Here is a 26,525-nt window from a genome sequence, read left to right as displayed (position 1 = left end):
GCGGGGTTATCCCTTGACTGCGCCCGCGACGAGTCCGGAGACCATGCGCCGCTGGACGAGCAGGAAGAAGATGAGGACCGGAATGGTCATCAGGGTCGAGGCGGCCATGATGCCGCCCCAGTCCGTCGACCGCTGGCCGACGAAGAACTGCAGGGCGACGGGCATCGTGTACTTGCCCTGGTCGCCGATGAGGGTGAGGGCGAAGACGAACTCGTTCCACGTGGTGATGAACGAGAAGATGCTCGTCGCCACCAGGCCAGGTGCGACCAGCGGGAACAGGACCCGCCAGAAGGTGGTGAACCGGCCGGCGCCGTCGATCCAGGACGCCTCCTCCAGCTCCTTCGGGACCGCCGCGACGAACGTGCGCAACATCCACACGGAGAACGGCAGCGTCAGGCCCACGTTGATGACGATCAGCCCGAGCAACTGGTCGTACAGGCCGAGCCGCTTGACCATGGTGAACAGCGGGATCAGCAGCGCCTCCGCGGGCACCATCTGCACGATCAGCAGCAGGATGAGGAACGAGGTGCGGAACCGGAACCGGAACCGCGCCACCGCGGTCGCCGCGAGCAGTGCGAAGACCGCGCCGATGACGACCGCGCTGAGGGCCACGATCGTGCTGTTGAGCAGATAGCGCCAGATGGAGTTCCCGGCCACGCCCTGAGTGAAGACGCGGGACACGTGGTCCATCGACGGAGGGTCGGGGAACGGGATGAAGCTGGTGGTGAAGATCTGGTCGTTCGGCTTGAAGGCCGTGGCGACCATCCAGTAGACGGGGAAGACGGCGAACAGGAACACCGCGACGCCGGCCGCGTTGAGCGCGACCCGGCCGAGCCTCTTCCTGGCGAGCGGGCTCATCGCACGTCCTCCGTCTTGATGATGTTGCGGACGTAAACGAAGGTGATGACCAGCAGGATGCCTGTCAGCACGACGGCGATCGCGGCGCCGAGTCCCATCTTCGGCGGGCTGCTGAAGGCCTCGGCGTAGCTCCACAACGAGAGGTTGAACGCGTCACGATTCACCGTGCCGCCCGCCAGCAGGTAGAGCTGGGTGAAGACCTTGAAGTCCCAGATGGTCGACAGGACGACCAGCACCGAGAAGACCGGCTTGAGCAGCGGGAAGGTGATCTTCCTGAACGTGGACAACGCGGTCGCGCCGTCCATCCGCGCCGCCTCGTACAGCTCCGAGGGGATGCTCTTGAGTCCCGCGAGCACCGACACCGCGATGAACGGGAACGACGCCCACACGACGGCGACGATGAGCACGAGATAGAGCGTGATCGTGTCGTTGAACCAGGGCTGCCCGCTCCAGTCCGACCGGCCGAAAACCAGGTTCGACAGCCAGTCGGGCAGCAGGTTCAGCGTCCAGTTGACCACGCCCGCGTCGGAGTCGAACAACCATTTCCAGACGACCGCCTGCGCCGTGGGCGGGGTGGCCCAGGCTGCCATGATGCCGACGACGACGAACGTCGACATCTTCGGGCCGAGCTTGTTGAGCAGCAGGCCGACGAGCGTCCCGAGGAGCAGGGTGAGCGCCACGGTGACGACCGCGAAGACCACGGTGTTGCGCAGCGAGGTCCAGAAGAGGTCGGATTCGAAGATGCTGTTGTAGTTGTCGAGCCCGACGAACTCGGCAGGGGTGGGGTTGATCGCCCTGATCTGCCGGAGCCCGACCTGATGGAAGGACATGTCGACCATCTGGTACAGCGGGTAGAGCAACAGCGCCGCGATGACCAGGAGTCCGGGCAGGAGCAGGGCGTAGGGGACCAGCCAGTTGGGCAGGCCGGTCCTGCGTCTTGGCCGGGGGCTGTGCCGGCGCGCCGGGGCGGAGGGGTCTCCTCCGCCCCGGGCGACGGTTGACGTCTGAGCCATCAATGCCTACTGGTTGAGGATGGTCTCAAGCTCGCCGTTGGCGTCCGCCAGAGCCTGGTCGACCGTCTTCTTGCCGTCGATCACCGAGCGGGCGGCGTTCTGCAGCACCGCCTTGGTGTCGTTGGCCTCCGCCCAGTTGGGGCTGGCCGGGAAGCCCTTGGCCACCGCGAAGGTGTCGGTGAAGGGCTTCTGCGCCGGGTCGGTGCCCATCTCGGTGAGCGCGTCCGGGTAGAGCGGGAGCAGGCCGCCCTCCTTGGCGTACCGGACGCCGAACTCCTTGCCGGAGGCCAGCTTCAGGTACTCGGCCGCGAGCTCGACGTTCTTGGTGTCCTTCCAGATGGCGATGTCGTTGCCACCCTGGAAGGCCGGAGCCGGGCCGCTGCCGTCCTTGTTGGGGAGCGAGAAGAAGCCCATCTTGGACTCGTCGATCTTGCCCTTGCTCTGCTCCTTGATGGCCGCGATGTCCCAGCCACCGGTGACGTACATGCCGACCTTGCCGGCGGCGAAGCGCTGGGCGATGTCGACGGAGTTCTGCGTCAGGCGGCCCTTACCGGAGACGCCGTCCTTGGCGACCAGGTCCGTGTAGAACTGGAAGCCCTCCTTGAAGCCGGGCTGGGTGAGCTTGCCCACCCACTTGCCGCCCTCGAAGGCGGCGAAGTCGCCGCCCGCCGACCAGACGAAGGGGGACAGGGACATGTTCGCGTCGGACCCGCCGTTGAAGGCGAAGCCGTCGACGTCCTTGCCCTCCTTGTCGACGATCGTCTTGCCCGCGGCGACCAGCTCGTCCCAGGTCTTGGGCGCCTGGATGCCGAGCTTGTCGAACCAGTCCTTGCGGTAGAGGACGGCCCGGGTGCCGCCGCCCCACGGGGCCGCGTAGACCTTGCCGTCGATCGTCTCGTAGCTCCACAGGTTCTGCGGGATCTGCTGGAGCTCGCTGTCGCCCTTGACGACGTCGGTGATGTCCGTCAGCGCGTCCTGCGCGACCCAGGCCGCGACCTGGTCGTTGCCGAACTCGGTGACGTCCGGGCCCTCGCCGCCGGCGAGCGCCGCGGTCCACTTCTTCTGCGCGTCAGGCCAGGGGATCCACTGCACCTTGGCGTCGGCGCCGGTCACCTCTTTGAACTTCGCGTTGAGGTCGTTCATGTACTTGTCGGCTACGTCCGTGGGCGCGCCGAGCCGCCAGACCGTGAGGGTCTGACCAGCGAACTTGGGACCCGAGGCCGCCGGCGCGCCGGTCGGCTCGGTCGTTCCTGAGTCGCTGCCGCATGCGGCGAGACCCAGGGCCAGTGCGGCGGTGACGCTTGTCGCGACCGCGATCTTCACGATCTTCACGATGGGTTTCTCCCTTCCCGGCTTCACGTCGGGGGTGCGCTCATGCGGGGTGTCGGCGGACCTCCACCTGCTGGATGACGCATTCCGTCCGGTCGGCGCTCGTGGCATCCCGAGGGCTGATCGCTTGCCTCCGGGGTGGCTGCCGTTAAACTAACAAGAAAGTTTCTTTAAAAAAACCCGTGTTAGCGGATCGTGACGAGAGGGAGCCAGCCAGTGCCTCTACGACCGGGAACACCTCGGCTGCTCCGTCAGATCAACGACCGGGCGGCGCTGGAACTGCTGCTCTCCCGCGGCCCGCTGACCAGGGCGGAGCTGGGAGAGCTCACCGGCCTGTCGAAGGTGACCTCCGGTCAGTTGTTGTCCCGCCTCGAGACGCGCGGCCTGGTGACCACGGCGGGGGAGCGGCCGGGAGGGCGCGGCCCCAACGCCGCCCTGTACGGCGTGAACCCCGCGAGCGCCTACGTGGCGGGTCTCGAGGTGCTGCCGGACAGCGTCACCGCGGCCGTGGCCGACATCACGGGGAAGGTCGTCGCCGAGATCACCGTCGATCCGACCGACGCGGGGGACCCGGTCCGGACGGTGTACGGCGCGGTCCTGCGGGCCTGTGAGACCGCGGACGTCGCGCTGACCCGGCTGCGCTGCTTCGTCATCGGCACCCGTGGCGTGGTGGACCCCGTGAGCGGCGAGATCCGCTACTCCTTCGACCTGCCCGCGTGGCACGTCGGCGTGCTCGCCGGGCTGCGGACCCTGCTCGGCGAGTACGTGATCATCGAGAACGACGTCAACCTCGCGGCCCTGGCCGAGCAGGAGCACGGCGCGGCCCGGGGCGTCGACGACTTCGCCATCCTGTGGGCCGGGATCGGCCAGGGGCTCGGCGTCATGCTCGGCGGCCGGCTGCACCGGGGCATCACCGGGGGCGCCGGCGAGATCGGCTGGCTGCCCGTTCCCGGGGAGCCGCTCCCGACCGACGTCACCGAGCCGCAGTCGGGCTCCTTCCAGCGCCTGGTCGGCGGCGACGCCCTCACCGGCCTCGCGGAGACCCACGGCCTGTCGTCCGGAGCCGACGTCGCGGACCTGGTCCGTACGGCTCTCGCCACCGGCAATGACGCCTTCGTCGACGACCTGGCCGATCGCCTGGCCGTCGGGGTCGCCGCTGTGTCCGTCGTGCTCGATCCCGGTCTCGTCGTGCTGAGCGGGGACGTCGGCCGGGCCGGAGGGCGGGAGCTCGCGGCCCGGGTCGAGGAGGCCGTCGCGCGGGTGTGCCCCAGCCGGCCGACGGTCGCGGTGACGCAGGTCGAGGGCAATCCCGTCCTCCGCGGCGCGATGGTCGCGGCCCTGGCGCGAGCCAGGGAGGAGGTCTTCTCCGACACCGTCTGACGGTAGGTTGCTCCTCATGCCTGACTCATCGCACGGTCCCGCGCGGGCGGCGGACGCCGCTGGAATCACCCTGATCTCGGACACCCGGGTGACGTCGATACCGGTCCGTGAATGCGGGGAGCCGCTGGCCGACGTCCGCGGACGGCTCCGGGTGGACGCGCGCCTCGCCGACCCCGAGGGCGCCTACGCCCACCTGAGGCAGGGCGTGCTGACCAGGCTCGAGGACGCGCAGAGCAGGCTTCCCGGCGGATTCCACATCGTGGTGGTCGAGGGGTATCGGCCGGTCTTCCTGCAACGGCGGTACTTCGAGGACTACAAGGCCGAACTGCGCATGACTTTTCCGGATATGTCGGAAGAGGAGTTGCATGTCGCGGCGAGCCGGTACGTCTCTCCGATAGAGGTGGCCCCCCACACGGCGGGCGCGGCCGTCGACCTCACCATGTGCGACGACGACGGGGTCGAGCTCGACATGGGCACGGCCGTCAACGCCAACCCGGAGCAGAGCGACGGCGCCTGCTACACCGCCGCGCCGGGCATCAGCCCGGACGCCCGGCAGAACCGCAAGGTCCTCGGGGTGGCGCTGGAGGCGGCCGGGCTCGTGAACTATCCCACGGAGTGGTGGCACTGGTCGTACGGCGACCGCTACTGGGCCATGACCCGGCGCGCGGGCTCCGCCCTCTACGGTCCCGTGATTCTCTGAACGTCTTCCCGGTCCCGTGATTCACGGGCGGACACGGCTTAGCCCGGTGAAGGGCTAGCGGGCGATGAAGGTCGCGGCGGGCCGCCACCGCAACGGCTGGCCGCTCGCGGCCGTGACGAGCAGCCCCGCGTGGGCGGTCAGGACCGCCGCTCCGGGGGCTTCGCCGACGAGCGACCACGCGGCGGGGACGGGGACGGGCAGCCGGGCGCGGATCAGGTGGTCGGCTCCCAGGGAGTAGACCCGGCCGTTGCTCCCGCTCAGGCAGACGGCGCCGGCCGAGTCCCCGGCGTCGTGCCAATCGGCTCGCGGGGACGCGGCGAGCTCGGCGAAGGTCACCGCCCACAGGCGTCCCGCCGAGGTGGCCGCGAAGAACGTCCCGTCCTGCACCGCGAGGGCGATCGTGCCGTCGGGCGCCGTGCCCAGGTCGGTCCACTCGCCCGTGCCCCCGGCCCACCCCGGTGATCCGGCCGTGCCCGTCAACGTGCCCGTCAACATGCCCGTCAACATGCCCGTCGCCGTGTCCATCGCTGTGCCCGCCGGGCTCGGCGCGGCCTCGCGGTAGCGGAGCACGCCCTCGGCGGTCACACCGTACAGGCCGGTGCCGAAGCCGGAGCCTGCCTCGCGCGGGGCGTCCAGGCACAGAACGCCCCCCGCACGGCCGGTCGGCATCCACTGCATGTTCTGGCCGCACAACTCGCGGGCGAGCAGCACGCCGTCGGCGCTCACGGCGTACAGCGCCGAGCCGCAGCCGGCCAGCGCGCGGACGTCGGCGACCGGGCCGATGACCTCCCAGCCGGGTGCGGGCGGCCGGGACAGCCGGTCTATGACGTTCCGCGTGATCCGCTCCACAACTGGATCGTGGATGGTGTTCCCCCAGTTGACGGTGGCCGCGTTGAAGACCGTGCCGCGGCCGAGGGAGAAGACGCCCATCGTGGCCCAGCCGCCTTGCCCGCCGGAGCTCCAGTGCCGCAGGTCGGCCGTCGCGAGCACGACGAACGTCGAGGGCGTGCCGTCCCGGCAGGTCACCCGGGGGATCCCCATCACCTCGGCGAACTCGGCGGCGTCGGTCTCGTAGCCGAGCGAGCCCTGCCCGAACTTGTCGCCGTCTGTCAGGCCCGTCCCCTCGAACACCCAGTGCGCGGCGAACCGCGCGGTGTACGACTCCTCCCGCATCAGCGTCATGGACGGCCCCCAGGTGCCCGCGCCGTTACGGAAGCTGACCCCGGTCAGCGAGTTCTCCGGCCGGGAGACGGGCGCGCTCGACCACTCGACCGTGGTCAGGGCGGGGTCGTCCACGGGATCGGTCAGCGGATCGCGATGGCACACCATGGTGCGGCCCTCGACGCGGATCTGCCACCAGCACGTGTTCCCGGAGAAGAAGGCGATGTTCCCGCCGCGTCTGGCGAACCCCTCACAGGCGTCGCGCATGCCCGCCGACCAGTACTCGTCGTGCCCGTTGACGATCAGCAGGCGGTACGCGGCGAGCAGGCCGGGCTCCAGGTCGAGGCCGGAGCAGTACTCGACGGTGTACCCGGCCGGCGCGAGCCAGCGCAGCAGCCCGTCCTCCCACCGCTCGGGAGGCGGCCCGCCGCCGGGCCGGTCGAACGTCACACGGGACGCGCGGTCGGGCTGCTCGGTCCAGTAGAGGCTCTCCCCGGGGACGCCCGCCCGGTTGTACGCCTGCCACGTGGTGAACGGGACGGACACCAGGATGGGCGAGGTCGACCCCGGAGTGGCCTGCCGTACGACGAAGTAGACCTCGTCGTCGGGCGACGTGCCGACACCGGGCAGGTCGCCCGTGGGCCGGGGGACGAGCACGTCCGGCTCCGGAGGGCCGGCGACGAACCGCGCCCGGTAGAGCGAGCTCGGCCAGTCCCCGGGCACGCGCAACGTCCAGGACGGGCCGCGGACCGTGGCCGCCAGGACGAGCCGGTCGCTGGTCGCGTCGTGGACGGTCACGCCCACCGGCTCGGCGGTGTCCAGGCGGAAGCCCAGTTCCCCGCCCTGCGCGCAGGAGGTGGCGGTGGCGTGGGCGCGGACCGTCACCGGAGAGCCGCCTCGACGAGCATCCTCTCCAGGCCGAGCAGGAACCGCTCGATGTCCGGCCGGGACAACCACCGGGTGTCGGCGGTGAGCGAGATCTGCCCGGCGCCCGCGAGGTGCACGCAGAAACGGCAGTTCAGCTTGTCCTGGCTGAGCGGCCAGGACAGGGAGGTCTCGGGCAGCGCCCGGCGGATCAGCTCCTCGTCGCGGTAGACCGCCTGCTCGACGAAGCGCATGTCGTTGAAACAGCAGTACGGGTGGATCGGGGTGCCGCGCTCGCGGGCCGCCCCCGCGACGACCCGCTCACGGTCGGCCGGGTCGTGGTAGGCGCTGCGGTAGGCCCGCAACACCGCGGGGCCCGACGCGGCAAGCAGGTCGGTGAACCGGGACTTGCCCGCTTCGAGGACGAACAGCCCTTCCTGCGACAGCGTGGTCACCGCCGTGCGCGTCGTGGCACGGAAGCGGTTGCTGACGATGGGCAGCACGGTGACGGTCTCGTGTCCCGTGACCTCCGCGACCAGCGTCCCGACGGCGGTGAGCACCACGGTCGAGGTGCTCGTGCCATGCCGTACGGCAAGGCGCTGGGCGGCCAGGTCGGCCGCCGGCGAGCTGAGCGTGGCCCGCCAGACGGGCGGGTGCTCCGCCGCTCCCGAGGGGACGTGGAACATCGTGGGCGGCATCCTGCGGTGTTCGCGCTCCCAGAACGCGGCCGCGCCCGCCGCCTGCCGCCGGCCCGCGGGCGACGCCTGCCACTCGGCGAGGTCGAACGGCTGCGGGGGAGGGCCGCCGCCCAGGCCTCCGCGCAGAAGGAGCAGTCGCAGATCGCGGACGACCTCCTCCGCGCCGATCCCGTCGGCGGCCAGGTGGCAGAACACGAGCACGACGTGCGTGACCTCGTCGCCACTGGTCACGAAGGCGACCCGGACCGGCCACTCGGCGGCGTAGTCGAAGGCGGTCGCGGACAACTCTGCGAGGACGGCGCGGGGCTCCGCGTCCACCGCGATCCGGAGGGGCAGTTCGCCGCGCTCGCGCAGGTCCTGGACCGGGCCGGGCCCGATCAGCGTGCGCAGCGCCTCGTGCCGCTCGACGAGCAGGCCGACGCTCCGCGCCACGTGGGCGATCGAGGCGGGCCGCGCCCCCCGCGGCGTCTCGAGGATCCGCCCGAAGTTGAAGTAGTGGTCGTCGGGCGCGGTCCGCTGGATGGCGTCCCAGATGGCCCGCTGGCCCCAGGTCAGGGGCGCCGTGCCCTTGCGTGCCCCCGTGAAAGTGATCATCGGGCCGCCGACACCCACGCGGCGAGGCCGTCGACGCTGTCGAGGAACGAGACGTCGTCGGCGAGGTCGATCTCGATGTCGTACTCGCGCTCGAGCGCGTCGATCAGGCGCATCTGGGCCAGTGAGGTGACGCCGAGGTAGGACAGGGGGACGGTGGCGCCCAGGGCCTCGGCCGCCGTGATCTCCCCGTCGCAGGCCTCCGACACCAGTTGCGCCAGTCGTTCCTTGAGCATTCCGCCTCCGCTCTCAGGGATCCGTTCTCAGCGGGTCCGTCCTCGGGTCCCGGCGTCGGGGGATCGGAGAGATCGCCGGGCCGCGGGACCGCTGGTCGATTTCGCCAGACCATGGGGGATCGGTCTCATCTGGGCGGTGTTCACGCGGGAAGAAGACCGTTCCTGCGCATAAGGGCGCGAATCTCTGAGATGGCATGCATTTCCGGGATGATCCCCCATGTGGTCGGATGAATGCAGACGAAATGGCCAGGCCGAAGGCCTTGTCGGTTACTAACTGAAAAGAAGGTTTGCAATTAGTGGATGGCCGTAAGTCTTGCACGGCTCCGTCGCAGTCTCAAGACCCGCTGGTCAATCCGTGAAGCCTGCGGCGGCGTCCTCGCGAAGTGCGGAATCGCTTGTCTCCAGTTGGTGCCCCATGTAAGACTGGCTCTCTGGGGAAACTGGAAACAACCTTTTCAGTAAGGCATGGTCTAGCGCGTCGGTCGTCCGATAATCATCCGAACCATTCGGGGGGCAGCCAATTGAGAAGCGTGCTCGAAACGCCAACCCTTCCCGACATTTTGGCCGCGCGGGCGGCTTCCGAGCCGGAAACCGTTGCGATGATCGTGCACGGGTCCGGAGAACTCACCTTCGGGCGATGGCAGGCGCGGTCGAACGCCGTGGCCCACGACCTGCTGAATCGCGGCGTGCGCCGCGGCGACCGGGTCGGACTGGTGTACCCCGGTTCCGGCTGGATCGACTACGCGGTGGCGTTCCTCGGGGTGCTGAAGGCGGGCGCGGTGGCCGTCCCGATGTCGGACCGCATGCCCGCCGCGGAGATCGAGCAGATCGCCGCACACTGCTCGGCGTCCGTGATCCTCACCGGCCGGGACGGCCCGCCGCCCGAGGGCGGGGCGGGCAGCTCCACGTCGCCGCCCGAGGGTAGGGCGGGCAGCTCCACGTCGCCGCCCGAGGGCTCCAGGCCGCCGCTCGAGGGCTCCATGTCGCCGCCTGAGGTGACGCTCAGGCCCGCCGACATGGCGCAGATCCTCTACACGTCCGGCACGACCGGCAAGGCGAAGGGCGTCGCGGCCACGCACGCCAACCTGGCCTTCGGCGCGCGGACCCAGCCGCGACGCCGGGCGTTCGCCCACTCCCGGCATCTGGTCCACGCGTTCCCCATCGGCACCAACGCCGGGCAGATGATGCTCGTCAACGCGCTGACCGCGCACCCCGCCGTCGTCACCCTGCCCCGCTTCACACCGGGACGGTTCGCCGCGCTCATCGAAAGGCACCGGGCCGGAACGGTCTTCCTCGTGCCGGCCATGGCCGTCGAGTTGCTCAACCTCCAGGAGGGCCCGGACCTGTCGAGCGTGCTGCTGCTCGGCTCGGCCGCCGCGCCGCTTCCGCCGGCGGTCGCGTCCGGCCTGACCCGGATGTTCCCGAAGGCGACGATCACCAACTACTACACCTCGACCGAGGCGGCCCCGGCGCAGACGATCATGCTCTTCGACCCGGACCGGCCCGATTCCGTCGGCAGGTCGGCGGCGGGCGGCGACGTCCGCATCGCCTCGCCGGAGGGCGCGGACCTCCCGCCCGGCCAGACCGGCGAGGTGTGGATGCGCTCACCGGCCGCGCCCCGCTCGTACTACGACGATCCCGCGGCCAGCACCGAGGTCTTCCGAGGCGGCTGGATCCGCATGGGCGACCTCGGGTATCTCGACGACGACGGCTACCTCTACCTGGTCGACCGCGACGGCGACGTCGTCAAGTCGGGCGCTTTCAAGGTTTCAACCCTGAAGGTCGAGAACGCGCTGTACGAGCATCCCGCGGTGGTCGAGGCCGCGGCCTACGGCCTTCCCCATCACGTCCTCGGCACGACCGTAGCCGCGGCCGTCGTCCTGCGGACCGAGGTGCCCGACGCCGACATCCGGGCCTTCCTGCGCGACCGGCTGGCCCAGCACGAGATCCCCTCGGAGATCGTCAGGATGGAGTCCCTTCCACGCAATCGCGGGGGCAAGGTCGACAAGCGCGCGCTGCGGGCCCGGGCATGAGCGCCGACCTGAGGCAGGCCTCGTTCGCCCAGGTGGGGATGTGGCTCACCGAGCGGATGGGCCGGGCGGGATCCGCCTATCACATGCCGCTGCTGATCACCTTCGACGGACCGCTGGACGCCTGCGCGCTGATCCAGGCGTGCGAGGCGCTGGTGCGGCGCCACCCGGTCCTGGCCACCGCCATCGAGGAGCGGGACGGCATACCGGTCGAGGTGCCCGCGGAGCGTCCCCAGGTCGTCGTCACGGCCGCGGAGGACCTCGGCCCGCTGGTGCGCGCGCAGACCCTGCTGCCCTTCGACGTGGAGAAGGGGCCGCTCGCCCGGTTCACGCTCGTCCGGGTGTCGTCCTCCCGCCACGTGCTGCTGATCGTGGCGCACCATCTGGTCTTCGACGGCGAGTCCAAGGACGTGCTCGTCCGCGATCTGGCCGCCTTCTACGACGGGCGACCGCTCACCCGCCTCACGATGTCGTACGCGGACCACGCGGCGGCGGAGCGGGAACGGGTCCAGGCCGTTCTCGGCGAGGCCGGCGACTACTGGCGCGGGCGTTGGCGGGAGCCAGGCGAGGTCGTGCTTCCGGTCCTTCCCGGGGCGCCAGGGGGATCCGGCGGGTCCGGGGCGTCAGGCCCGGGGTCCGGTCTGCCCGGACGGCCTGATGCATCCAGCTTGTCCGGACGGCCTGGGGCGTCTGGCGGGTCCGCCGGAGCGGCACGGTCACGTGGGGCCGCGGAAGGCGGCGTCCACGCCTTCCGCGCCGAGTTGCGCGACGTTCCGGGCGTCTCCCGGTTCGAGGTCTTCCTCGCGTCGGTGCACGCCCTGCTCTTCTCGTACGGCAACGCCGAGCCGGTGTGCGCCGTCGACATGTCCACACGCACGCCGGAGGTACGCGACCACATCGGCCTGTTCGTCAACGAGCTTCCCGTGTGGTCGGCGCCCGCCCCCGGCATGACCGTCGCCGGGCTCGCCGGGCGGTTCCACGACGACCTGCGGCTCATGTACCGGTTCCGCCAGGTGCCGCTCGCCCGCGCCGTCCGTGGGCTGCGGCCCCGTACGGCTCTGGCGCCCGTCTCGGTCAGCTATCGCCGGAGGCGGGAGGCGCCCGAGTTCGCCGGAGTGGACACGACCGTGGACTGGACGGCGTTCAACCACGCGGTCCGCAGCACCCTGCACCTCCAGGCCGTCGACGGACCCGACGGGCTCGACGTGATCATGCAGTACAGCTCGCGCACGCTTCCGGATGTCACTCTCATAGCGAAGGACCTCACTTCAATCATGAAAAATCCGGACACTGTCATCGAGGACATCGCGGCGGGCCGTACCGGCCAGACGGACCTCGCCGAGGAGATCAGGGCCATCTGGCAAGAGGTGCTCGGCATCGACGAGATCGGCGACGAGGAGGACCTCTTCGATCTCGGCGGCCATTCGCTGACCATCACCCAGATCATCGCGCGGATGCGCAAGCGCCTGGACATCGAGGTCCCGCTCGACGTCTTCTTCGACGCGCCGACCATCGCGGGTGTCCTTGAGTCCATCGCGGCGGCCGGAACCGAGCCGGGACTGCCCGACGCGTCGGGCAGCCGCCGGTGACCGAGACGGGCGCGGCCGTCCTCCACGCGCGGCGGGCCGATGACGACGACCTCGCCCTGCTGCTCCTGATCCGGCACTTCGAACTGGCGCTGCTCGACCTGTTCGGGCGCGGCGAGCTCAACGGCACGACGCACACCTGCCTCGGGCAGGAGTACGTCCCCGTCGCGCTCCGGCGGCTGCTCGCCGACGCCGACCACGTCTTCGGCAACCACCGGGGGCACGGCCACTACCTGGCCAGGTTCGACGACCCGGCGGGGCTCCTCGCCGAGATCATGGGGCGGGAGGGCGCGGTCTGCGGCGGGGTGGGCGGCAGCCAGCACATCCTGCGCGACCGATACGTCTCCACCGGCGTGCAGGGGGAGAGCCTCCCGGTGGCCGCGGGCGTCGCGCTGCACCTCAAGCGCACCGAGCCCGGCGCGCTCGCCTGCGTCTTCATCGGCGACGGCACGTGGGGCGAGGGCGCGGTCTACGAGGCGCTCAACCTGTCCTCGCTCTGGCGTCTCCCGCTGCTCGTGATCGTCGAGAACAACGGGATCGCCCAGTCGACACCCACCACCCGTCAGATGGCCGGTACCGTCCGCGCCCGCGCAGAGGCGTTCGGCGTGCGCCACCACGGCATCGAGTCCTCCGATCTGAGCGCCATCAGGGACGAGCTCGCGCCGCTTGTCGCCGGGGTGCGGTCCGGAGGCGGGCCGCTGGTCGTGGAGTTCGCCACCCACCGCCTCGGCCCGCACAGCAAGGGCGACGACACCCGCGATCCGGAGACCGTACGGCAGGCCCGCGACAACGACTGGTACCGCCTGTACGCCGAGGCCGACCCCGAGCGGTTCGCCCGCGCCGACGAGGCCCAGCGCGCCCGCGTCGACGCGATCGTGCGTGAGGTCTCCGCCCGCCCGCCGTCGAGGTGGCGACCATGAGGGTGGGGGAGAACCTCAACGCCGCCCTCCACGGGCTGCTGGAGTCGGACCCGTCGGCCTACGTGATCGGCGAGGACATCCTCGACCCGTACGGCGGAGCCTTCAAGATCACAAAAGGGCTGTCCAGCCGCTTCCCCGAACGGGTGCTCGGCACCCCGATCAGCGAGTCCGGCATCACCGGCCTGGCCGCCGGGCTCGCGCTGTGCGGCGACGCGGCCGTCGTCGAGATCATGTTCGGCGACTTCGTGGCGCTCGCGTTCGACCAGATCGTCAACTTCGCCGCCAAGTCCGTCACGATGTACGGCTCCCGCGTGCCGATCCGGATGGTCGTCCGGTGCCCGACCGGCGGCGGACGCGGATACGGGCCCACGCACAGCCAGAGCCTGCAGAAACACTTCGTGGGCGTGCCGGGCCTGTCGGTCTACGAGATGTCCCCCCTGCACGACAACCGGCAGGTGTTCGACGCGATGCTGGCGTCCGGCGGGCCCTGCGTGTTCTTCGAGGACAAGATCCTCTACACGCGGCACATGAACGACGTCGGCGATCTGTTCCGGCACGACGTCATGCCGGGAGCCGAAGACGTGGCCAGGGTCTTCCTGGACGACCCCGAGAAGGCCGACTGCGTGATCATCGCTCCCGGCGGGATGGTCGACCGGGCGGTCCGGGCCATGCGCGGCCTGCTGCTGGAGCAGGAGGTCACCTGCTGCCTGCTCGTCCCCTCACGGCTGTATCCGTTCGACGCGGAGCCGTTGCTGCCGGTGCTCCGCGGTGCGAGAGCCGTACTGGTGGCCGAGGAGGGCACCGCGGGCGGCACGTGGGGAAGCGAGGTGGCCCACCGGATCCACCGGCTGATATGGAACGACCTGCGGCGCCCGGTGGCGCTGGTCAGCTCGGCCGACAGCGTGATCCCTACGGCCGCGCACCTCGAGCGCGCCGTGCTCGTCCAGGACTCCACGATTCACGACGCGGTGCTGGAGGCCCTGCGTGACTGACATCCGCGTGCCCAAGCTCAACAACAACGACTCCACGTATGTCCTGGTCGACTGGCTGGTCGACGACGGGCAGCAGGTGAAGGCCGGAGACCCGATCGTGGTCCTGGAGACCTCGAAGGCCACCGAAGAGCTGGAGAGCGAGGAGGACGGTTTCGTCTGGCATGTCCTCGCGCTGAACGCCGACTGCGCCCCCGGGGCCGTGCTGGCCCGCCTCACCGCCGACGAGAGCCGGCCCGTCGCGCCGTCTCCCGGAGCGTCTCCTGCCGCCGGTGACTCGGCGGGCGGCGGAGCTTCGGCCGGTGACTCCTCGGCGGGTGGTGCGACGGCCGGGGGCTCCTCGGCCGGTGGTGCGACAGACGGCTCCGCGGACGGAGCCGGCACCGGTCCGCTGATCACGGCTCCCGCGCAGGCGCTGATCGACGAGCTCGGCGTCGACCCGGCCCAGGTGCGCGCCCTGGGTGTGGCCGTGGTGCGGCGCGCCGACATCGAAAGGCTCGCCTCCCGTTCCGTACCGGCGCCCCGGGAGGAGGTCGCGGAGCCCGGAGAGTCCGGGCAGGCCGTGACCGGCCGGCCGTACGAGCTCACGAGGGTGCAGCGGGCCGTGGCGAAGGTCGTGCGCGTCTCGCACGCGACCATTCCGGCCGCGTACACGGTGGTCAAGGCCGACGCGGGGCCGCTGCTGGAGCTCGCGGCGCGGATGACCCGGGAGGTCAGGCGGCCGGTGGGCCTGCCCGAACTGGTGACGTCCGCCGTCGCCCGGCTGCACGCCGACTTCCCGCTGTGCTTCGCCACCCTGGTGGACGACACGTCGGCGGTACTCTCCGACGCCCCGCACGTGGGCGTGACGATCGACGCGGGCGAGGGGCTGTACGTGCCCGTCGTCCACGACGCCGCCCGCCGCTCGGTGAAGCAGATCGCGACCCGTCTGATGGAGTATCGGCTGGCCGCCCTGACCGGGGACTTCCGGGAGGACGACCTGACCGGGGCCAACATCGCGGTCACCCTGCATCACGACGGCGACGTGACGCTGGCCGTCCCGCTGATCTTCCCAGGCCACGCGTGTGCGCTCGCGGTGACGTCCCCCCAGGCCGAGCTCCGGCTCGACGGGGGTGAGGTCGTCACCCGGACCGTCGTCAACATCGGCATGGCCTACGACCACCGGCTCATCAACGGCCGCGACGCGGCGCTGTTCCTGCGGGCGCTCAAGGCACTGCTGGAGTCGCCAGGGGAGACCTTCGCGTAGGCAGGTCACCTGCGGCAGCCTGTCCCGGATGCCGTCGCCCGTTGGTGGCGAATTCACGCGTGCGCCGTCAGCGGCGGCGCAACGGCCTCCCGGGCGGCGGCCGGCCTGTCTGTCTCGCACGACACGTGCTAACCGCGGATGCGGAGCCCGCGTGGCGTCGGATGGAATCCGGCCGCCTCCAGCGCCGAGGCGAGGGGTGAGTCGATGATGGCGGCGCCGTCCGCCCGTTCGACGGTGAGCTTGCCCAACGCGCCCTCCCGTACGGCCAGGGCCAGCGCGTCCACGGCCGGTTGCAGGTCGTCCTCGGCCCCGAAGGACAGGAGGGTCTTGCCGCCTCGCTCGACGTAGAGCACGAGCCGTCCCTCCACCAGCGCCACGAGCGCGCCGGCCTTGCGGCCCGGCTTGTGCGTCACCTCTCCGGACCGGTCCGGCCACGGCAGCGCCGCGCCGTAGGGATTGGCGGGGTCGGCGGCGGCGAGCACGACCGTGCGGGGCGGCGCCTGGGGCGCCGGTGTCGCCCACAGATCCTCCTCATCGGAGGGGGCGGCCGTCCGCGACGACATCGCCCTCATGCGGTCGACCGCACCGGGCAGGGCGAACTGTGCCCCTCCCAGTCCCTCCACGAAGTAGCCGCGCCGGCAGCGGCCGCTCTCCTCGTAGGCCCGCAACACCTGGTAGACGGATGAGAAACCGCCAGGAAGGCGTTCGGCGGCGACGCCGCCCCTCGTGATCACGCCGTGCCGTTCCAGCAGCACCTCGGCCTGGGCCTGGGCCCGCTGGGTGCCGTTCTCCAACGGGGACGGCAGCAGCCACCAGCGGCCGCTCACCGTCGGCGGTCCGCTTCTGGTCGGCAGCACGGCCCTGCGCCGGCGGGTCGTCGCCGGTCGATGAGCGGGCCGCCCGGTGCCGAGCGTTGAGCGCAGGGGGGCGAGGGTGTCTCCCGTCACCCGGCCCGACCAGACGAGATCCCACAACGCGGCGGCCAGCACCATGTCGTCCGGGACGGCTCCCATGACTCCCTCGCCGCGCGGCGCGTGCGGGGCCGGGATGCTCCCGGCGCTGTCGGCCGCGCTCGCGCCGATCCCTGGCCGGTCGCCAGGGCTCGTGCCGATCACTCGTCCGTGGCGTGGGCCCGTGCCGAATCCGTCCCCTGGGCCCGCTTCGTGTCCCGCGCCGATCGCCGCCGAGGCCACCCGGTTGGACAACTCGCGGAAGAACAGCGCCCCGCCGCCGCTGAGGATCTCCAGCACCTGCTCGTGCAGGGGGGTCATGGTGATCTCGCCGGGCACCGGGAGCAGCAGGGGGGCGGTGTCGGCGAAGTAGAGCGACACCCAGCCGTCGCCGCCGGGCAGGGATCCCTGACCGGCCCAGACGACCTCACCGGACGCCGTCAGCTCGTCGAGAAGCGCGGGGGAGTAGCCCGGCACCCGCCCCGGCAGGATCAGCGTCTCGAGCGCGGAGGCGGGGACCGCCGCCCCCTGGAGTCGTTCGATGGCGCTGACCAGCGCGTCCATCGAGCGCCCCGGACCAGGTCTGGCGTGGGCTCTGTCCGTGCCCTCCGCCCATCCCCGCCCCGGGGAGAGGCCGGGAGCCGGCGTGCGGGCCGGGGTGATGCCGTGCCAGGCGGGCAGGAACGCGGCCAGCGCCTCAGGCGGGACCGGCTCGACCTCCTTGCGCAGCCGCGCGAGCGACCTGCGGCGGAGCAGGCGCAGCACACCGGCGTCGCACCACTCCTCGCCACGTCCGCCCGGCTGGAACTCGCCGGAGACCACCCGCCCCGCCGCGGCGAGCCGGCGCAACGTGTCGTCGACCACGGCGACGCCCACGCCGAAACGCGTCGCGGCCGTACCGGACGCGAACGGGCCGCGCGTACGCGCGTGGCGGGAGACGAGGTCGCCCAGCGGATCGGGCGCGGGGCCTGATCTCGCCTGGCCTCCTGTGGCGGGAGCCTCCAGGAACTCGTGGGGCACGCCGACCGGGAGCGGCACGCCGAGCGCGTCGCGCAGCCGCCACGCGTCCTCGACGGCCGCCCACTGCTCGTGGCCCGCGACCCGCACGCGGATCGCCCGGTGCGCCTTCTCGAGGCCTGTCAGCCAGGTCGGATCGCCCTGCCGGATCGACACGTCCTCGGCCAGCAGCGGGCCGTGCGACCGCAGCAGGTCGGCCAGGTCCTCGGCGTCGCGAAGCGGCCTGTCCAGCCGGGCCAGCTCGCGCTCGGCCTCGGCGATCACGTCCGCGTCGAGCAGCTCCCGCAGGTCGGCCTGGCCGAGCAGTTCGGCCAGCAGCGCCGTGTCGAGGGCGAGCGCCTGCGCCCGCCGCTCGGCCAGCGGCGCGTCGCCCTCGTACATGAACGCGCCGACGTAGTTGAACAGCAGCGACGCCGCGAACGGGGAGGCCTGGGAGGTCTCCACCTCGACGATCCTGACCCGGCGGGCGGCGATGTCCCGCATCAGCTGGACGAGCCCGGGCACGTCGAAGACGTCCTGGAGGCACTCGCGCATCGTCTCCAGGACGACGGGGAACGTGGCGTACTGGCTGGCAACGCCCAGCAGGTGCGCCGCGCGCTGACGCTGCTGCCACAGGGGGGTCCGCTTGCCGGGGCTGCGGCGCGGAAGCAGCAGGGACCGCCCGGCGCACTCGCGGAACCGGGAGGCGAACATCGCCGATCCCCCCAGCTCCTCGGTGACGATCTGCTCGATCTCCTCCGGATCGAAGGCCGCCAGGTCGGACGGCGCCTCGTCGAGGGTGTCGGGGATGCGCAGGACGATGCCGTCGTCGGAGTGGACGGCCTGAACGTCCATGCCGTACCGCTCGCGCAGCCGCCGCCCTACGGCCAGTGCCCACGGGGCGTGCACGCGGGCGCCGTACGGGGAGTGGATCACCACCCGCCAGTCGCCGAGCTCGTCGTGGAACCGCTCCACCAGGAGGGTGCGGTCGTCGGGCACGTAGCCGGTCGCCTCCCGCTGCTCCGCGAGGTAGGAGAGCAGGTTGCCCCCGGCGAACTCGTCGAGCCCGGCCGCGCGCACCCGGTCGCCCGCTCCGGCGGCCGCGGCGCCGGACAGCTCGCGCAGGAAGGCACCGATGGCGCGGCCCAGCTCGGCCGGCCGCCCGGCGGAGTCGCCGTGCCAGAACGGCAGCTTGCCCGGCTGTCCGGGTGCGGGGGAGACCAGCACCCGGTCGGCGGTGATGTCCTCGATCCGCCAGGACGTCGCCCCGAGCACGAACACGTCGCCCACGCGTGACTCGTAGACCATCTCCTCGTCGAGCTCACCCACGCGTGAGGCCTTGTCGCCGACGAGGAAGACGCCGAACAGGCCGCGGTCGGGGATCGTGCCGCCGTTGGTCACGGCCAGCCGCTGAGCCCCGGGACGGCCCTGGAGCGTCCCGGTCACCCGGTCCCACACGATGCGCGGCCGCAGCTCTGCGAACTCCTCACTCGGGTAGCGTCCGGCCAGCATGTCCAGCGTCGCCTCGAGGGCGCTGCGCGGCAGCGTCGCGTACGGCGCGGCCCTCTTGACGACGGCCTCCAGCGTGTCGACCGTCCACTCGTCGAGCGCGGTCATGGCAACGATCTGCTGGGCGAGCACATCGAGGGGGTTGCGCGGGTAGCGCAGCTCCTCGATCTGCCCGCTCTTCATCCGCTCGGCGACGACGGCCGTCTGCACGAGGTCGCCGCGATACTTCGGGAAGATCACGCCCCGGGACACCGCGCCGACCTGGTGGCCGGCCCGGCCGATCCGCTGCAGCCCGCTCGCCACGCTCGGCGGCGCCTCGACGCACGCGACCAGGTCGACCGCGCCCATGTCGATGCCGAGCTCCAGGCTGGACGTGGCCACGACGGCGGGCAGGCGCCCGGACTTGAGCGCCTCCTCGATCTGCGACCGCTCCTCCTTGGAGACCGACCCGTGGTGGGCGCGCACGATCTCCGGGATCACCCCGGCCGAGGCCCCGGCCTGCGCCATCAACTCGGCGGGCGTCGCCGTGGACCCCCCGGGACGCGCTCCGCCGGACTCGTCCGGGGCCGCGGGGGCCGACCTTCGCTCCCAGGCGAGCTCGTTGAGCCGGGTGCACAGGCGCTCGGAGAGGCGGCGGGAGTTGGCGAACACGATGGTCGAGTCGTGCGCCTCGATGAGGTCGAGCAGGTGCTGCTCCACGTGCGGCCAGATGCTGCGCCTGTGCTCCGCGGGCTGGCCCTCCGCGCCCGGGGCCGTCGGCGCGAGCTCGGTCATGTCCTCAACCGGGACCACGACCTCGACCTCGATGACCTTCTCCGAGGGCGGCTGCACCACCATGGCGGGACGGGCCCCGCCGAGGAACGCCGCGACCTCGCCGACGGGACGGACGGTCGCGGAAAGGCCGATGCGCTGGGCGGGCCGCGGCAGCAGGGCGTCGAGCCGTTCCAGGCTCAGCGCCAGATGGGCGCCGCGTTTCGTGGCCGCGACCGCGTGCACCTCGTCGATGACGACGGTCTCGACGCCGCGCAGCGCCTCCCGCGCCTGCGAGGTCAGCAGCAGGAACAGCGACTCCGGCGTGGTGATCAGGATGTCGGACGGCCGGGCGGCGAACCGCCGGCGGTCGTCGGCGGTCGTGTCGCCCGACCTGATGGCCACGGAGATCTCGGGCGCGGGGCTCCCCATGAGCCGGGCGGTCTGCTTGATTCCGGCGAGCGGGGCCCGGAGGTTCCGCTCCACGTCGACGGCGAGGGCCTTGAGCGGCGACACGTAGAGGACCCGGCACGGGCGAGCCGGTCCCGCGGGCTTCCCGCGGCCTCCGCGCGCCGGCCTTTCGGCGGCCGCCTCCGGCGCCGCCGCGTGCTCGATCGCGAGCCGGTCGATCGCCCACAGGAACGCGGCCAGCGTCTTGCCCGACCCGGTCGGCGCGACCACCAGCGTGTTGTCTCCGCGGGCGATGGACGACCAGGCGCCCTCCTGCGCGGCCGTCGGCGCCGCGAACGCTCCGGTGAACCACTGTCTGGTCACCGGGCTGAAGCCGTCGAGCGCACTCACCCGCCCATCATGCATCCGGCCTCCGACAGAATGCGCCGCGCCCGATTCCTCCGTGCACCCACCCACCGAAGCGATCTACCGGCGGATTCGCTCTGATTTACTTCCAACCCGGTCTGTATGCCCGCGCTTGGTTGAATCATCATCTATCTATGGAAATCGACTACGCGGCCATCGAGGCGGAGCGCGTGAGCATCCGCGAGCGCTACATCAGCGAGAACCGTCCCCCGAGCAGCGCGAGGGGCCTGCACCACTTCGCGCTGATCTCATCCGACGTCGAGCGCACGATCCGCTTCTACCACGAGCTGCTGGAGTTCCCCCTCACGGAGATCTTCGAGAACCGCGACTACAAGGGCTCCAACCACTTCTTCTTCGACATCGGCAACGGCAACCTGCTGGCCTTCTTCGACCTGCCAGGGCTCGACCTGGGGCCGTACCAGGAGGTCCTCGGCGGGCTCCACCACATCGCCATCTCGGTCGAGCGGCCCACGTGGGAGCGGCTGCGCGGCAAGCTCGACGCGGCCGGCGTGCAGTACCACGTCGAGAGCGACGCCTCGATCTACTTCCTCGACCCCGACGGCGCGCGGCTGGAGCTGCTCGCGGACCCGCTCGGTGAGATGTACGGCACCCGCGTGATGTGACGCTCGCCCGGAGGCGTGCCCCGGGTCCCGCGCGGGGCCTGGGCCGCCCCCGGACGGGGCCATACTGGGACCCATGCGCCTCACGGACTTCTGGAACCGCATGCACCGCCACTTCGGCGAGGTGTACGCGGAGTCGTGGGCGAAGGACTACGTCATCTCCGGCCTGGGCGGGCGGACCGTCGAGCAGGCACTCGCCGAGGGCGTGTCCGCCAAGCAGGTCTGGCACGCCGTCTGCCAGGTCGTGGACGTCGACTCCCGGCTGCGCTGACCACTTCTTTCTTCCTGGAACCCTTCTTTCCTCGCGCGCTATCACTTGAATGGCGGTTGAGTACTTGTTACCTTGTTGATGGGTTGAGTGGGGAGGAAGCCCATGAACGCAGAGGAAGGGCTGTCGCCCGGCCAGGCGCTTGAAGAGATCGACCGGGTGGACCAGGAGGTGCGGCGATCCGCGCGCGGAGTGGCCCGCCTGTTCCTGATCCTGGGGCTGTGCACCATGGTCTACTGGCCCGCGGTGTCCCTCGGCCGCGGTCTGGTCGCGGGTCTGGCGGGTGCGGGCTGGATCGTGCTGACGATCGCGTCCTGCGTCTACTGGTCGCGGATGCGCGTGCGCGACAGCTACACGATGCGGATCAACAGCCGGGTGAGCGCGATGTACGTCCTGGCCACCGTCGTGGTGTTCGCCTTCGTCGCGCTCGTCCTCCCCGACGACCGCGGTCTCGGCTGGATCGCCGCGCTCGTCGCGCTCTCCGTGCTCGCCGGGTCCTCCCTGGTGTACGCCGCCTGGCGGATCCGGGAAGTGCGATGACCACTCATCCTCGCCACGAGTTGGACGAGGTCATCCACGCCCCGGTCAGGCTGTCGATCATGGCGGCTCTGGCCGTGTCGGAGAAGGCCGACTTCCGGTTCCTGCGCGACACGATCGAGGTCAGCGACTCCCTGCTGTCCAAACACATCCTCACCCTCGAAGAGGCCGGATACGTCCGCGTCGAGAAGACGTTCGTCGGGAAGCGGGCCCGCACGTGGCTGTCGCTGACCGAGCGCGGGCGAGCGGCGTTCAACGCCTACACCGATGTGCTCCGACGGATCACCGAAGGAATCCCCCATGCTTGAGGTCCAGGATCTGCGCAAACGCTTCGGCGACAAGGTCGCCCTCGACGGTGTCGGCTTCGCCGTGCGGCCGGGCGAGATGTTCGGCTTCGTCGGGGCGAACGGCGCTGGGAAGACGACCACGATGCGGATCGTCATGGGCGTGCTCGACGCCGACTCGGGCGAGGTGCGCCTCGACGGGACGCCCCTGACGTACGACGCCCGCCGCCGGTTCGGCTACATGCCGGAGGAGCGCGGCCTGTATCAGAAGATGAAGGTCGCCGAGCAGGTCGAGTACTTCGGCAGGCTCCACGGCCTGGGCCGGGCCGCCGCCCGCGACGCCGCGGGCGAACTGCTCGAACGGCTGGGCCTTGCCGCGCGGCGCGACGACGCGGTGGAGGTGTTGTCGCTGGGCAACCAGCAGCGGGTCCAGCTCGCGGTGGCGCTGGTCCACAGTCCCGCGGTCCTGGTGCTCGACGAGCCGTTCTCCGGCCTGGACCCGATCGCGGTCGACGCGCTGGCCGAGGTGCTCAAGGACCGCTGCTCCTCGGGGGTGCCGGTGGTCTTCTCCAGTCACCAGCTCGAGCTCGTCGAGCGGCTCTGCGACTCCGTCGGCATCATCGCGGGCGGCCGCATGGTCGCCTCCGGCGCGGTCGACGAGCTGCGGGACACCGAGGGGCGCACGCTTCTCAAGCTCGTCGTACGCGGCGCGTCCCCGGGGTGGGCGGACGGCCTCGGCGAGGTCACCACCGACGGCGACCGGCAGGTGCTGCTCGTGGAGAGCGGCGACGATCAGGAGATCCTCCGCTCGGCCATGCGGGCCGGGGAGGTCGAGCACTTCGGCCGGCAGCGGCCCACACTCGCCGAGATCTTCAGGGAGGCCGTCGCATGAACGGGCTGTGGCTGGTCGCGGATCGCGAGATCCGCACGCGCATCCGGACGAGGGGCTTCCTCATCAGCCTCGGGCTCAGCGCGCTGCTCGTGGTCGCCCTGGCCTTCGTGCCGAAGCTCCTGGGCGGGAAGGACGCCTACGAGGTGGCGGTCGTCGGCGCGGTCCCCGTGGCCGCCCAGGACGTCACGTACACGAAGTATCCCGACGAGGCCGCGGCCCGCAAGGCCGTCTCCGGCGGGAAGGCCGACGCGGCCCTCATCGACGACCAGAAGGTCGTCAGCGAGGGGGAGCTCGACCAGCGCCTCGGGCTGCTCCTCGAGAGCGCGCACCGCGAGGGGAAGATCAAGGCCTCCGGCCTGGTGATCACTCCGTTGCAGGTCGAGACCGGGGCGACGGCGCAGTACCAGAGCGTGCGCACCGGCATCGCGACGCTGCTGGTTATGGTGCTGTTCTTCCTGCTCATCTACTCGTCCATGTACGTCGCGATGGGGGTCGTCGAGGAGAAGGGCAGCCGGATCGTGGAGATCCTGCTCGCCGCCGTACGGCCCTGGCAGCTGCTCGGCGGGAAGATCGTCGGCCTGGGGCTGCTGGGGCTGCTCAACCTGGCGGTCGTCATCGGCGGCGGTCTGATCGCCGCCTCGGCGACGGGGCTCGCCGCGGACTTCCCGCCCGGCATGGGCGGCATCGTGATCAGCACCGTGGTGTGGTTCGTGCTCGGCTACGCCTTCTTCTCGGCGCTCGCCGCGGCCTTCGGATCGCTGGTGTCCCGCCAGGAGGAGGTCAACAGCGTGCTGACGCCGATGACGATGCTGATGACCCTCACCTACCTGGTGGCCTACTTCGCGGCCGTCGAGCCCGAGGGCACGCTCGCCAGGATCCTGTCGGTGGTGCCGCCCTTCTCCTCGATGGTGATGCCGGTCCGCACGGCCGCGGCCGACGTGCCGATCGTGGAGATCGTGTTGTCGGCGGGGCTCATGGTGGTGGCGGTCGTCGCGGTGCTGTTCGCGGGCGCCCGCGTCTACAACAGGGCCGTCGTCCGCACCGGGGCGCGGGTCAAACTGGCGGAGGTCCTGCGGTAGACCAGTGGCCGGCGGCGCGTTCCGGATGTGATCGAACAGTCGTTCGGCTATATTTGGAACCGCCGCCGGGGTGCGGCGACCGGAGACCTCATCCCGAGGCGTGACACGAAAGCCCGGGAAAATGTCGGCGGCACCCCGTAGCTTTCCGGTGACCGAGCAGACGACGACCCTTCCAGGGGGCACCAATGGCAATCAACGACCGCGAGAAGGCCCTTGAGACCGCCCTCGCGCAAATCGAGCGGCAGTTCGGCAAGGGCTCCGTCATGCGCCTCGGTGACGACGCGCGCGCCCCGGTCGAGGTGGTCCCGACCGGGGCGATCGCCCTCGACGTCGCCCTCGGCATCGGCGGCTACCCCCGCGGCCGGATCGTGGAGGTCTACGGTCCGGAGAGCAGCGGCAAGACCACGGTCTCGCTGCACGCGGTGGCCAACGCCCAGAAGGGCGGCGGGATCGCGGCGTTCATCGACGCAGAGCACGCCCTCGACCCCGAATACGCGAAGAAGCTCGGCGTGGACGTGGACGCGCTGCTCGTCTCGCAGCCCGACACCGGCGAGCAGGCCCTTGAGATCGCCGACATGCTGATCCGTTCGGGCGCGGTCGACATCATCGTGATCGACTCGGTGGCGGCGCTGGTGCCCAAGGCCGAGATCGAGGGCGAGATGGGCGACAGCCACGTGGGCCTCCAGGCCCGCCTGATGTCGCAGGCCCTCCGCAAGATCGCGGGCGCGCTCAACCAGACCAAGACGACCGCCATCTTCATCAACCAGCTGCGCGAGAAGATCGGCGTCATGTTCGGATCGCCGGAGACCACCACGGGTGGCAAGGCGCTCAAGTTCTACGCCTCGGTCCGGCTGGACGTGCGGCGGATCGAGACGCTCAAGGACGGCACCGAGCCCGTCGGCAACCGGACCCGGGTCAAGGTCGTCAAGAACAAGATGGCCCCGCCCTTCCGCCAGGCCGACTTCGACATCCTGTACGGCCTCGGCATCTCGCGCGAGGGCGGTCTCATCGACATGGGCGTCGAGCACGGGTTCGTCCGCAAGGCGGGCGCCTGGTACACCTACGAGGGCGACCAGCTCGGGCAGGGCAAGGAGAACGCCCGCAACTTCCTGAAGAACAACCCCGACATCGCCAACGAGATCGAGAAGAAGATCAAGGAGAAGCTCGGGGTCGGGCCGCGTCTGGACACGCCCAGCGAGCCGGCGGCGGCCGCCGCCCCCGCGGCGGCTCCGTCGACCGGGCGGGGCGCCAAGGCCGCCGCCGCGCCCAAGCCGGGTGATGTCTGAGCTCCGCGATGAGGCCTGACGAAACAACCCCCGGCCCGGCCGACGAGATCAGGCCGGGGGACTGGAACTCAGGTCCGTGGGACGGCTCCTCCGGCGACGACCGCCCGCGTGACACCGCTGCGACGCTCGACGGCCTCCGTGAGCGGATCCGGCAGGGTGAGGGCGTCAGGTCCGGTGGCGCCGGCGGGCCTGACGGATACGCCGGTGACGATTTCTTCGAAGCCGGCGGCCGCCGATCCGCTCGCGCCTCGGATGAACGGCGTGGCGGTGGCGCCCGCCGTGACCGCAGGCAGGGACGTCGGCGGGGATGGTCGCCCGACGGCCCTCAGGAGGGCTCTGCGGCGAGCCAGGGGCCCGATGCGGACCCCGAGGCGGTGGCCAGGGCGATCTGCCTGCGCCTGCTGACCATGGCGCCGAAGACGAGAGCTCAGCTGGCCGAGGCGCTGCGCAAGCGGGAGGTGCCCGAGGAGGCGGCGCAGGCCGTGCTCGAGCGGTTCTCCGAGGTGGGGCTCATCGACGACGAGGCGTTCGCCGCGGCGTGGGTCATCTCCCGGCACATCGGGCGGGGACTGGCCCGCCGGGCGCTCGCCCAGGAGCTGCGTCACCGGGGAGTGGAGGAGGAGACCGTCAAGGAGGCGGTCGCCCGGCTCGATCCGGATCAGGAGGTCGAGACGGCCCGCGCCCTGGTGGCCCGGAAGCTGGCCGCCACACGCGGAGCGGATCCGAAAACCCGCACGCGCCGGCTGGCCGGGATGCTCGCCCGCAAGGGCTACTCCCCGGGCCTGGCGTTTCGCGTGGTCCGGGAGGCTTTGGAGGCGGAAGGCATGGACACGGACGACCTTCCCGGGGAATTCGGTTGACCAAGAACGCCCGGCCAAAGTGACTTGACAGACCGTCTTTGCTTGCCCGTTACCTCTCTGACGCTTAATCTCGACCG

22 protein-coding genes are annotated in these 26,525 nt (G+C 71.2%); 15 read left to right on the top strand and 7 right to left on the bottom strand.

What is annotated here, in order from left to right; all coding sequences use genetic code 11:
* Window positions 1-6: 6 nt before the first annotated feature.
* Genes Pph01_RS19235 through Pph01_RS19225 form a run of 3 tightly spaced genes read right to left on the bottom strand, consistent with a single transcriptional unit; the run spans window position 7 to window position 3,203 of the window.
* A complete protein-coding gene (locus Pph01_RS19235; protein WP_203882723.1) occupies window positions 7-858 on the bottom strand; it encodes a carbohydrate ABC transporter permease in 852 nt (283 codons plus the stop codon).
* Complete coding sequence (locus tag Pph01_RS19230) at window positions 855-1,871, bottom strand: carbohydrate ABC transporter permease (protein WP_204074497.1); 1,017 nt, start codon at window positions 1,869-1,871, stop codon at window positions 855-857. The genes Pph01_RS19235 and Pph01_RS19230 overlap by 4 nt, the downstream gene beginning before the upstream one ends.
* 6 nt (window positions 1,872-1,877) lie before the next feature.
* The gene (locus tag Pph01_RS19225; protein ID WP_204074496.1) at window positions 1,878-3,203 is read right to left on the bottom strand and encodes a sugar ABC transporter substrate-binding protein; all 1,326 of its coding nucleotides are present in this window, start codon (window positions 3,201-3,203) and stop codon (window positions 1,878-1,880) included.
* 213 nt (window positions 3,204-3,416) lie between these two features.
* Between Pph01_RS19225 and Pph01_RS19220 the strand changes: the two genes are divergently transcribed.
* Window positions 3,417-4,580: an ROK family transcriptional regulator gene (locus Pph01_RS19220; protein ID WP_204074495.1), complete on the top strand. Its 1,164-nt coding sequence runs from the start codon at window positions 3,417-3,419 to the stop codon at window positions 4,578-4,580.
* 16 nt (window positions 4,581-4,596) lie between these two features.
* Window positions 4,597-5,280: a M15 family metallopeptidase gene (locus Pph01_RS19215; RefSeq protein ID WP_204074494.1), complete on the top strand. Its 684-nt coding sequence runs from the start codon at window positions 4,597-4,599 to the stop codon at window positions 5,278-5,280.
* A gap of 54 nt (window positions 5,281-5,334) precedes the next feature.
* On the opposite strand, the gene Pph01_RS19210 is transcribed toward Pph01_RS19215, so the two are convergent.
* From Pph01_RS19210 to Pph01_RS19200, 3 genes are read right to left on the bottom strand one after another with little or no spacing between them, the layout of a single operon-like run.
* Window positions 5,335-7,326, bottom strand: a complete 1,992-nt coding sequence (locus Pph01_RS19210; protein WP_204074493.1) for a N,N-dimethylformamidase beta subunit family domain-containing protein — start codon at window positions 7,324-7,326, stop codon at window positions 5,335-5,337.
* On the bottom strand, window positions 7,323-8,597 hold the full coding sequence (locus Pph01_RS19205) for a condensation domain-containing protein (protein ID WP_204074492.1): 1,275 nt from the start codon (window positions 8,595-8,597) through the stop codon (window positions 7,323-7,325). Before Pph01_RS19205 ends, Pph01_RS19210 begins: the two co-directional genes overlap by 4 nt.
* Window positions 8,594-8,830 (bottom strand): acyl carrier protein, encoded by a 237-nt coding sequence (locus tag Pph01_RS19200; RefSeq protein ID WP_204074491.1) that lies wholly within the window; start codon window positions 8,828-8,830, stop codon window positions 8,594-8,596. The genes Pph01_RS19205 and Pph01_RS19200 overlap by 4 nt, the downstream gene beginning before the upstream one ends.
* A 530-nt stretch (window positions 8,831-9,360) precedes the next feature.
* On the opposite strand from Pph01_RS19200, the gene Pph01_RS19195 reads away from it, so the two are divergent.
* The 5 genes from Pph01_RS19195 to Pph01_RS19175 are packed head-to-tail and all read left to right on the top strand — an operon-like array spanning window position 9,361 to window position 15,601.
* Window positions 9,361-10,863: a class I adenylate-forming enzyme family protein gene (locus Pph01_RS19195; protein ID WP_239116840.1), complete on the top strand. Its 1,503-nt coding sequence runs from the start codon at window positions 9,361-9,363 to the stop codon at window positions 10,861-10,863.
* Window positions 10,860-12,449, top strand: coding sequence for a condensation domain-containing protein (locus Pph01_RS19190; RefSeq protein ID WP_204074490.1), 1,590 nt, complete (start codon window positions 10,860-10,862; stop codon window positions 12,447-12,449). The genes Pph01_RS19195 and Pph01_RS19190 overlap by 4 nt, the downstream gene beginning before the upstream one ends.
* The gene (locus Pph01_RS19185; RefSeq protein ID WP_204074489.1) at window positions 12,446-13,366 is read left to right on the top strand and encodes a thiamine pyrophosphate-dependent dehydrogenase E1 component subunit alpha; all 921 of its coding nucleotides are present in this window, start codon (window positions 12,446-12,448) and stop codon (window positions 13,364-13,366) included. The genes Pph01_RS19190 and Pph01_RS19185 overlap by 4 nt, the downstream gene beginning before the upstream one ends.
* A complete protein-coding gene (locus tag Pph01_RS19180) occupies window positions 13,363-14,358 on the top strand; it encodes an alpha-ketoacid dehydrogenase subunit beta (RefSeq protein WP_204074488.1) in 996 nt (331 codons plus the stop codon). Before Pph01_RS19185 ends, Pph01_RS19180 begins: the two co-directional genes overlap by 4 nt.
* Window positions 14,351-15,601: a 2-oxo acid dehydrogenase subunit E2 gene (locus Pph01_RS19175; protein ID WP_204074487.1), complete on the top strand. Its 1,251-nt coding sequence runs from the start codon at window positions 14,351-14,353 to the stop codon at window positions 15,599-15,601. Before Pph01_RS19180 ends, Pph01_RS19175 begins: the two co-directional genes overlap by 8 nt.
* A 128-nt stretch (window positions 15,602-15,729) precedes the next feature.
* Here the strand turns inward: Pph01_RS19175 and Pph01_RS19170 are convergent, their stop codons facing one another.
* Window positions 15,730-20,622 carry an ATP-dependent helicase gene (locus Pph01_RS19170; RefSeq protein WP_239116839.1) on the bottom strand — a complete coding sequence of 1,631 codons (4,893 nt, stop codon included), beginning with the start codon at window positions 20,620-20,622 and terminating at the stop codon, window positions 15,730-15,732.
* A 134-nt stretch (window positions 20,623-20,756) separates the two neighbouring features.
* On the opposite strand from Pph01_RS19170, the gene Pph01_RS19165 reads away from it, so the two are divergent.
* The 8 genes from Pph01_RS19165 to recX all read left to right on the top strand — a co-directional run bounded on the left by Pph01_RS19165 (window position 20,757) and on the right by recX (window position 26,448).
* A complete protein-coding gene (locus Pph01_RS19165) occupies window positions 20,757-21,245 on the top strand; it encodes a VOC family protein (RefSeq protein ID WP_204074485.1) in 489 nt (162 codons plus the stop codon).
* Between the two features lie 73 nt (window positions 21,246-21,318).
* Window positions 21,319-21,513 carry a DUF3046 domain-containing protein gene (locus tag Pph01_RS19160; protein ID WP_204074484.1) on the top strand — a complete coding sequence of 65 codons (195 nt, stop codon included), beginning with the start codon at window positions 21,319-21,321 and terminating at the stop codon, window positions 21,511-21,513.
* A 102-nt stretch (window positions 21,514-21,615) separates the two neighbouring features.
* Window positions 21,616-22,050 carry a hypothetical protein gene (locus Pph01_RS19155; protein ID WP_204074483.1) on the top strand — a complete coding sequence of 145 codons (435 nt, stop codon included), beginning with the start codon at window positions 21,616-21,618 and terminating at the stop codon, window positions 22,048-22,050.
* The gene (locus Pph01_RS19150; protein WP_204074482.1) at window positions 22,047-22,355 is read left to right on the top strand and encodes a winged helix-turn-helix domain-containing protein; all 309 of its coding nucleotides are present in this window, start codon (window positions 22,047-22,049) and stop codon (window positions 22,353-22,355) included. The genes Pph01_RS19155 and Pph01_RS19150 overlap by 4 nt, the downstream gene beginning before the upstream one ends.
* On the top strand, window positions 22,348-23,223 hold the full coding sequence (locus Pph01_RS19145) for an ABC transporter ATP-binding protein (RefSeq protein WP_204074481.1): 876 nt from the start codon (window positions 22,348-22,350) through the stop codon (window positions 23,221-23,223). Before Pph01_RS19150 ends, Pph01_RS19145 begins: the two co-directional genes overlap by 8 nt.
* Window positions 23,220-24,302: an ABC transporter permease gene (locus Pph01_RS19140; protein ID WP_204074480.1), complete on the top strand. Its 1,083-nt coding sequence runs from the start codon at window positions 23,220-23,222 to the stop codon at window positions 24,300-24,302. The genes Pph01_RS19145 and Pph01_RS19140 overlap by 4 nt, the downstream gene beginning before the upstream one ends.
* Window positions 24,303-24,487: 185 nt before the next feature.
* Window positions 24,488-25,588, top strand: a complete 1,101-nt coding sequence (recA, locus tag Pph01_RS19135) for a recombinase RecA (RefSeq protein WP_204074479.1) — start codon at window positions 24,488-24,490, stop codon at window positions 25,586-25,588.
* 146 nt (window positions 25,589-25,734) lie between these two features.
* Entirely contained in the window at window positions 25,735-26,448 is a 714-nt protein-coding gene (gene recX, locus Pph01_RS19130; protein ID WP_373315677.1) for a recombination regulator RecX, read from the top strand.
* Window positions 26,449-26,525 lie beyond the last annotated feature (77 nt).

This window comes from Planotetraspora phitsanulokensis (assembly GCF_016863295.1).
Lineage (GTDB): Bacteria > Actinomycetota > Actinomycetes > Streptosporangiales > Streptosporangiaceae > Planotetraspora > Planotetraspora phitsanulokensis.
Note: the sequence above shows the minus strand (reverse complement) of the source record. Positions and strands in the feature narration are given on the sequence as shown.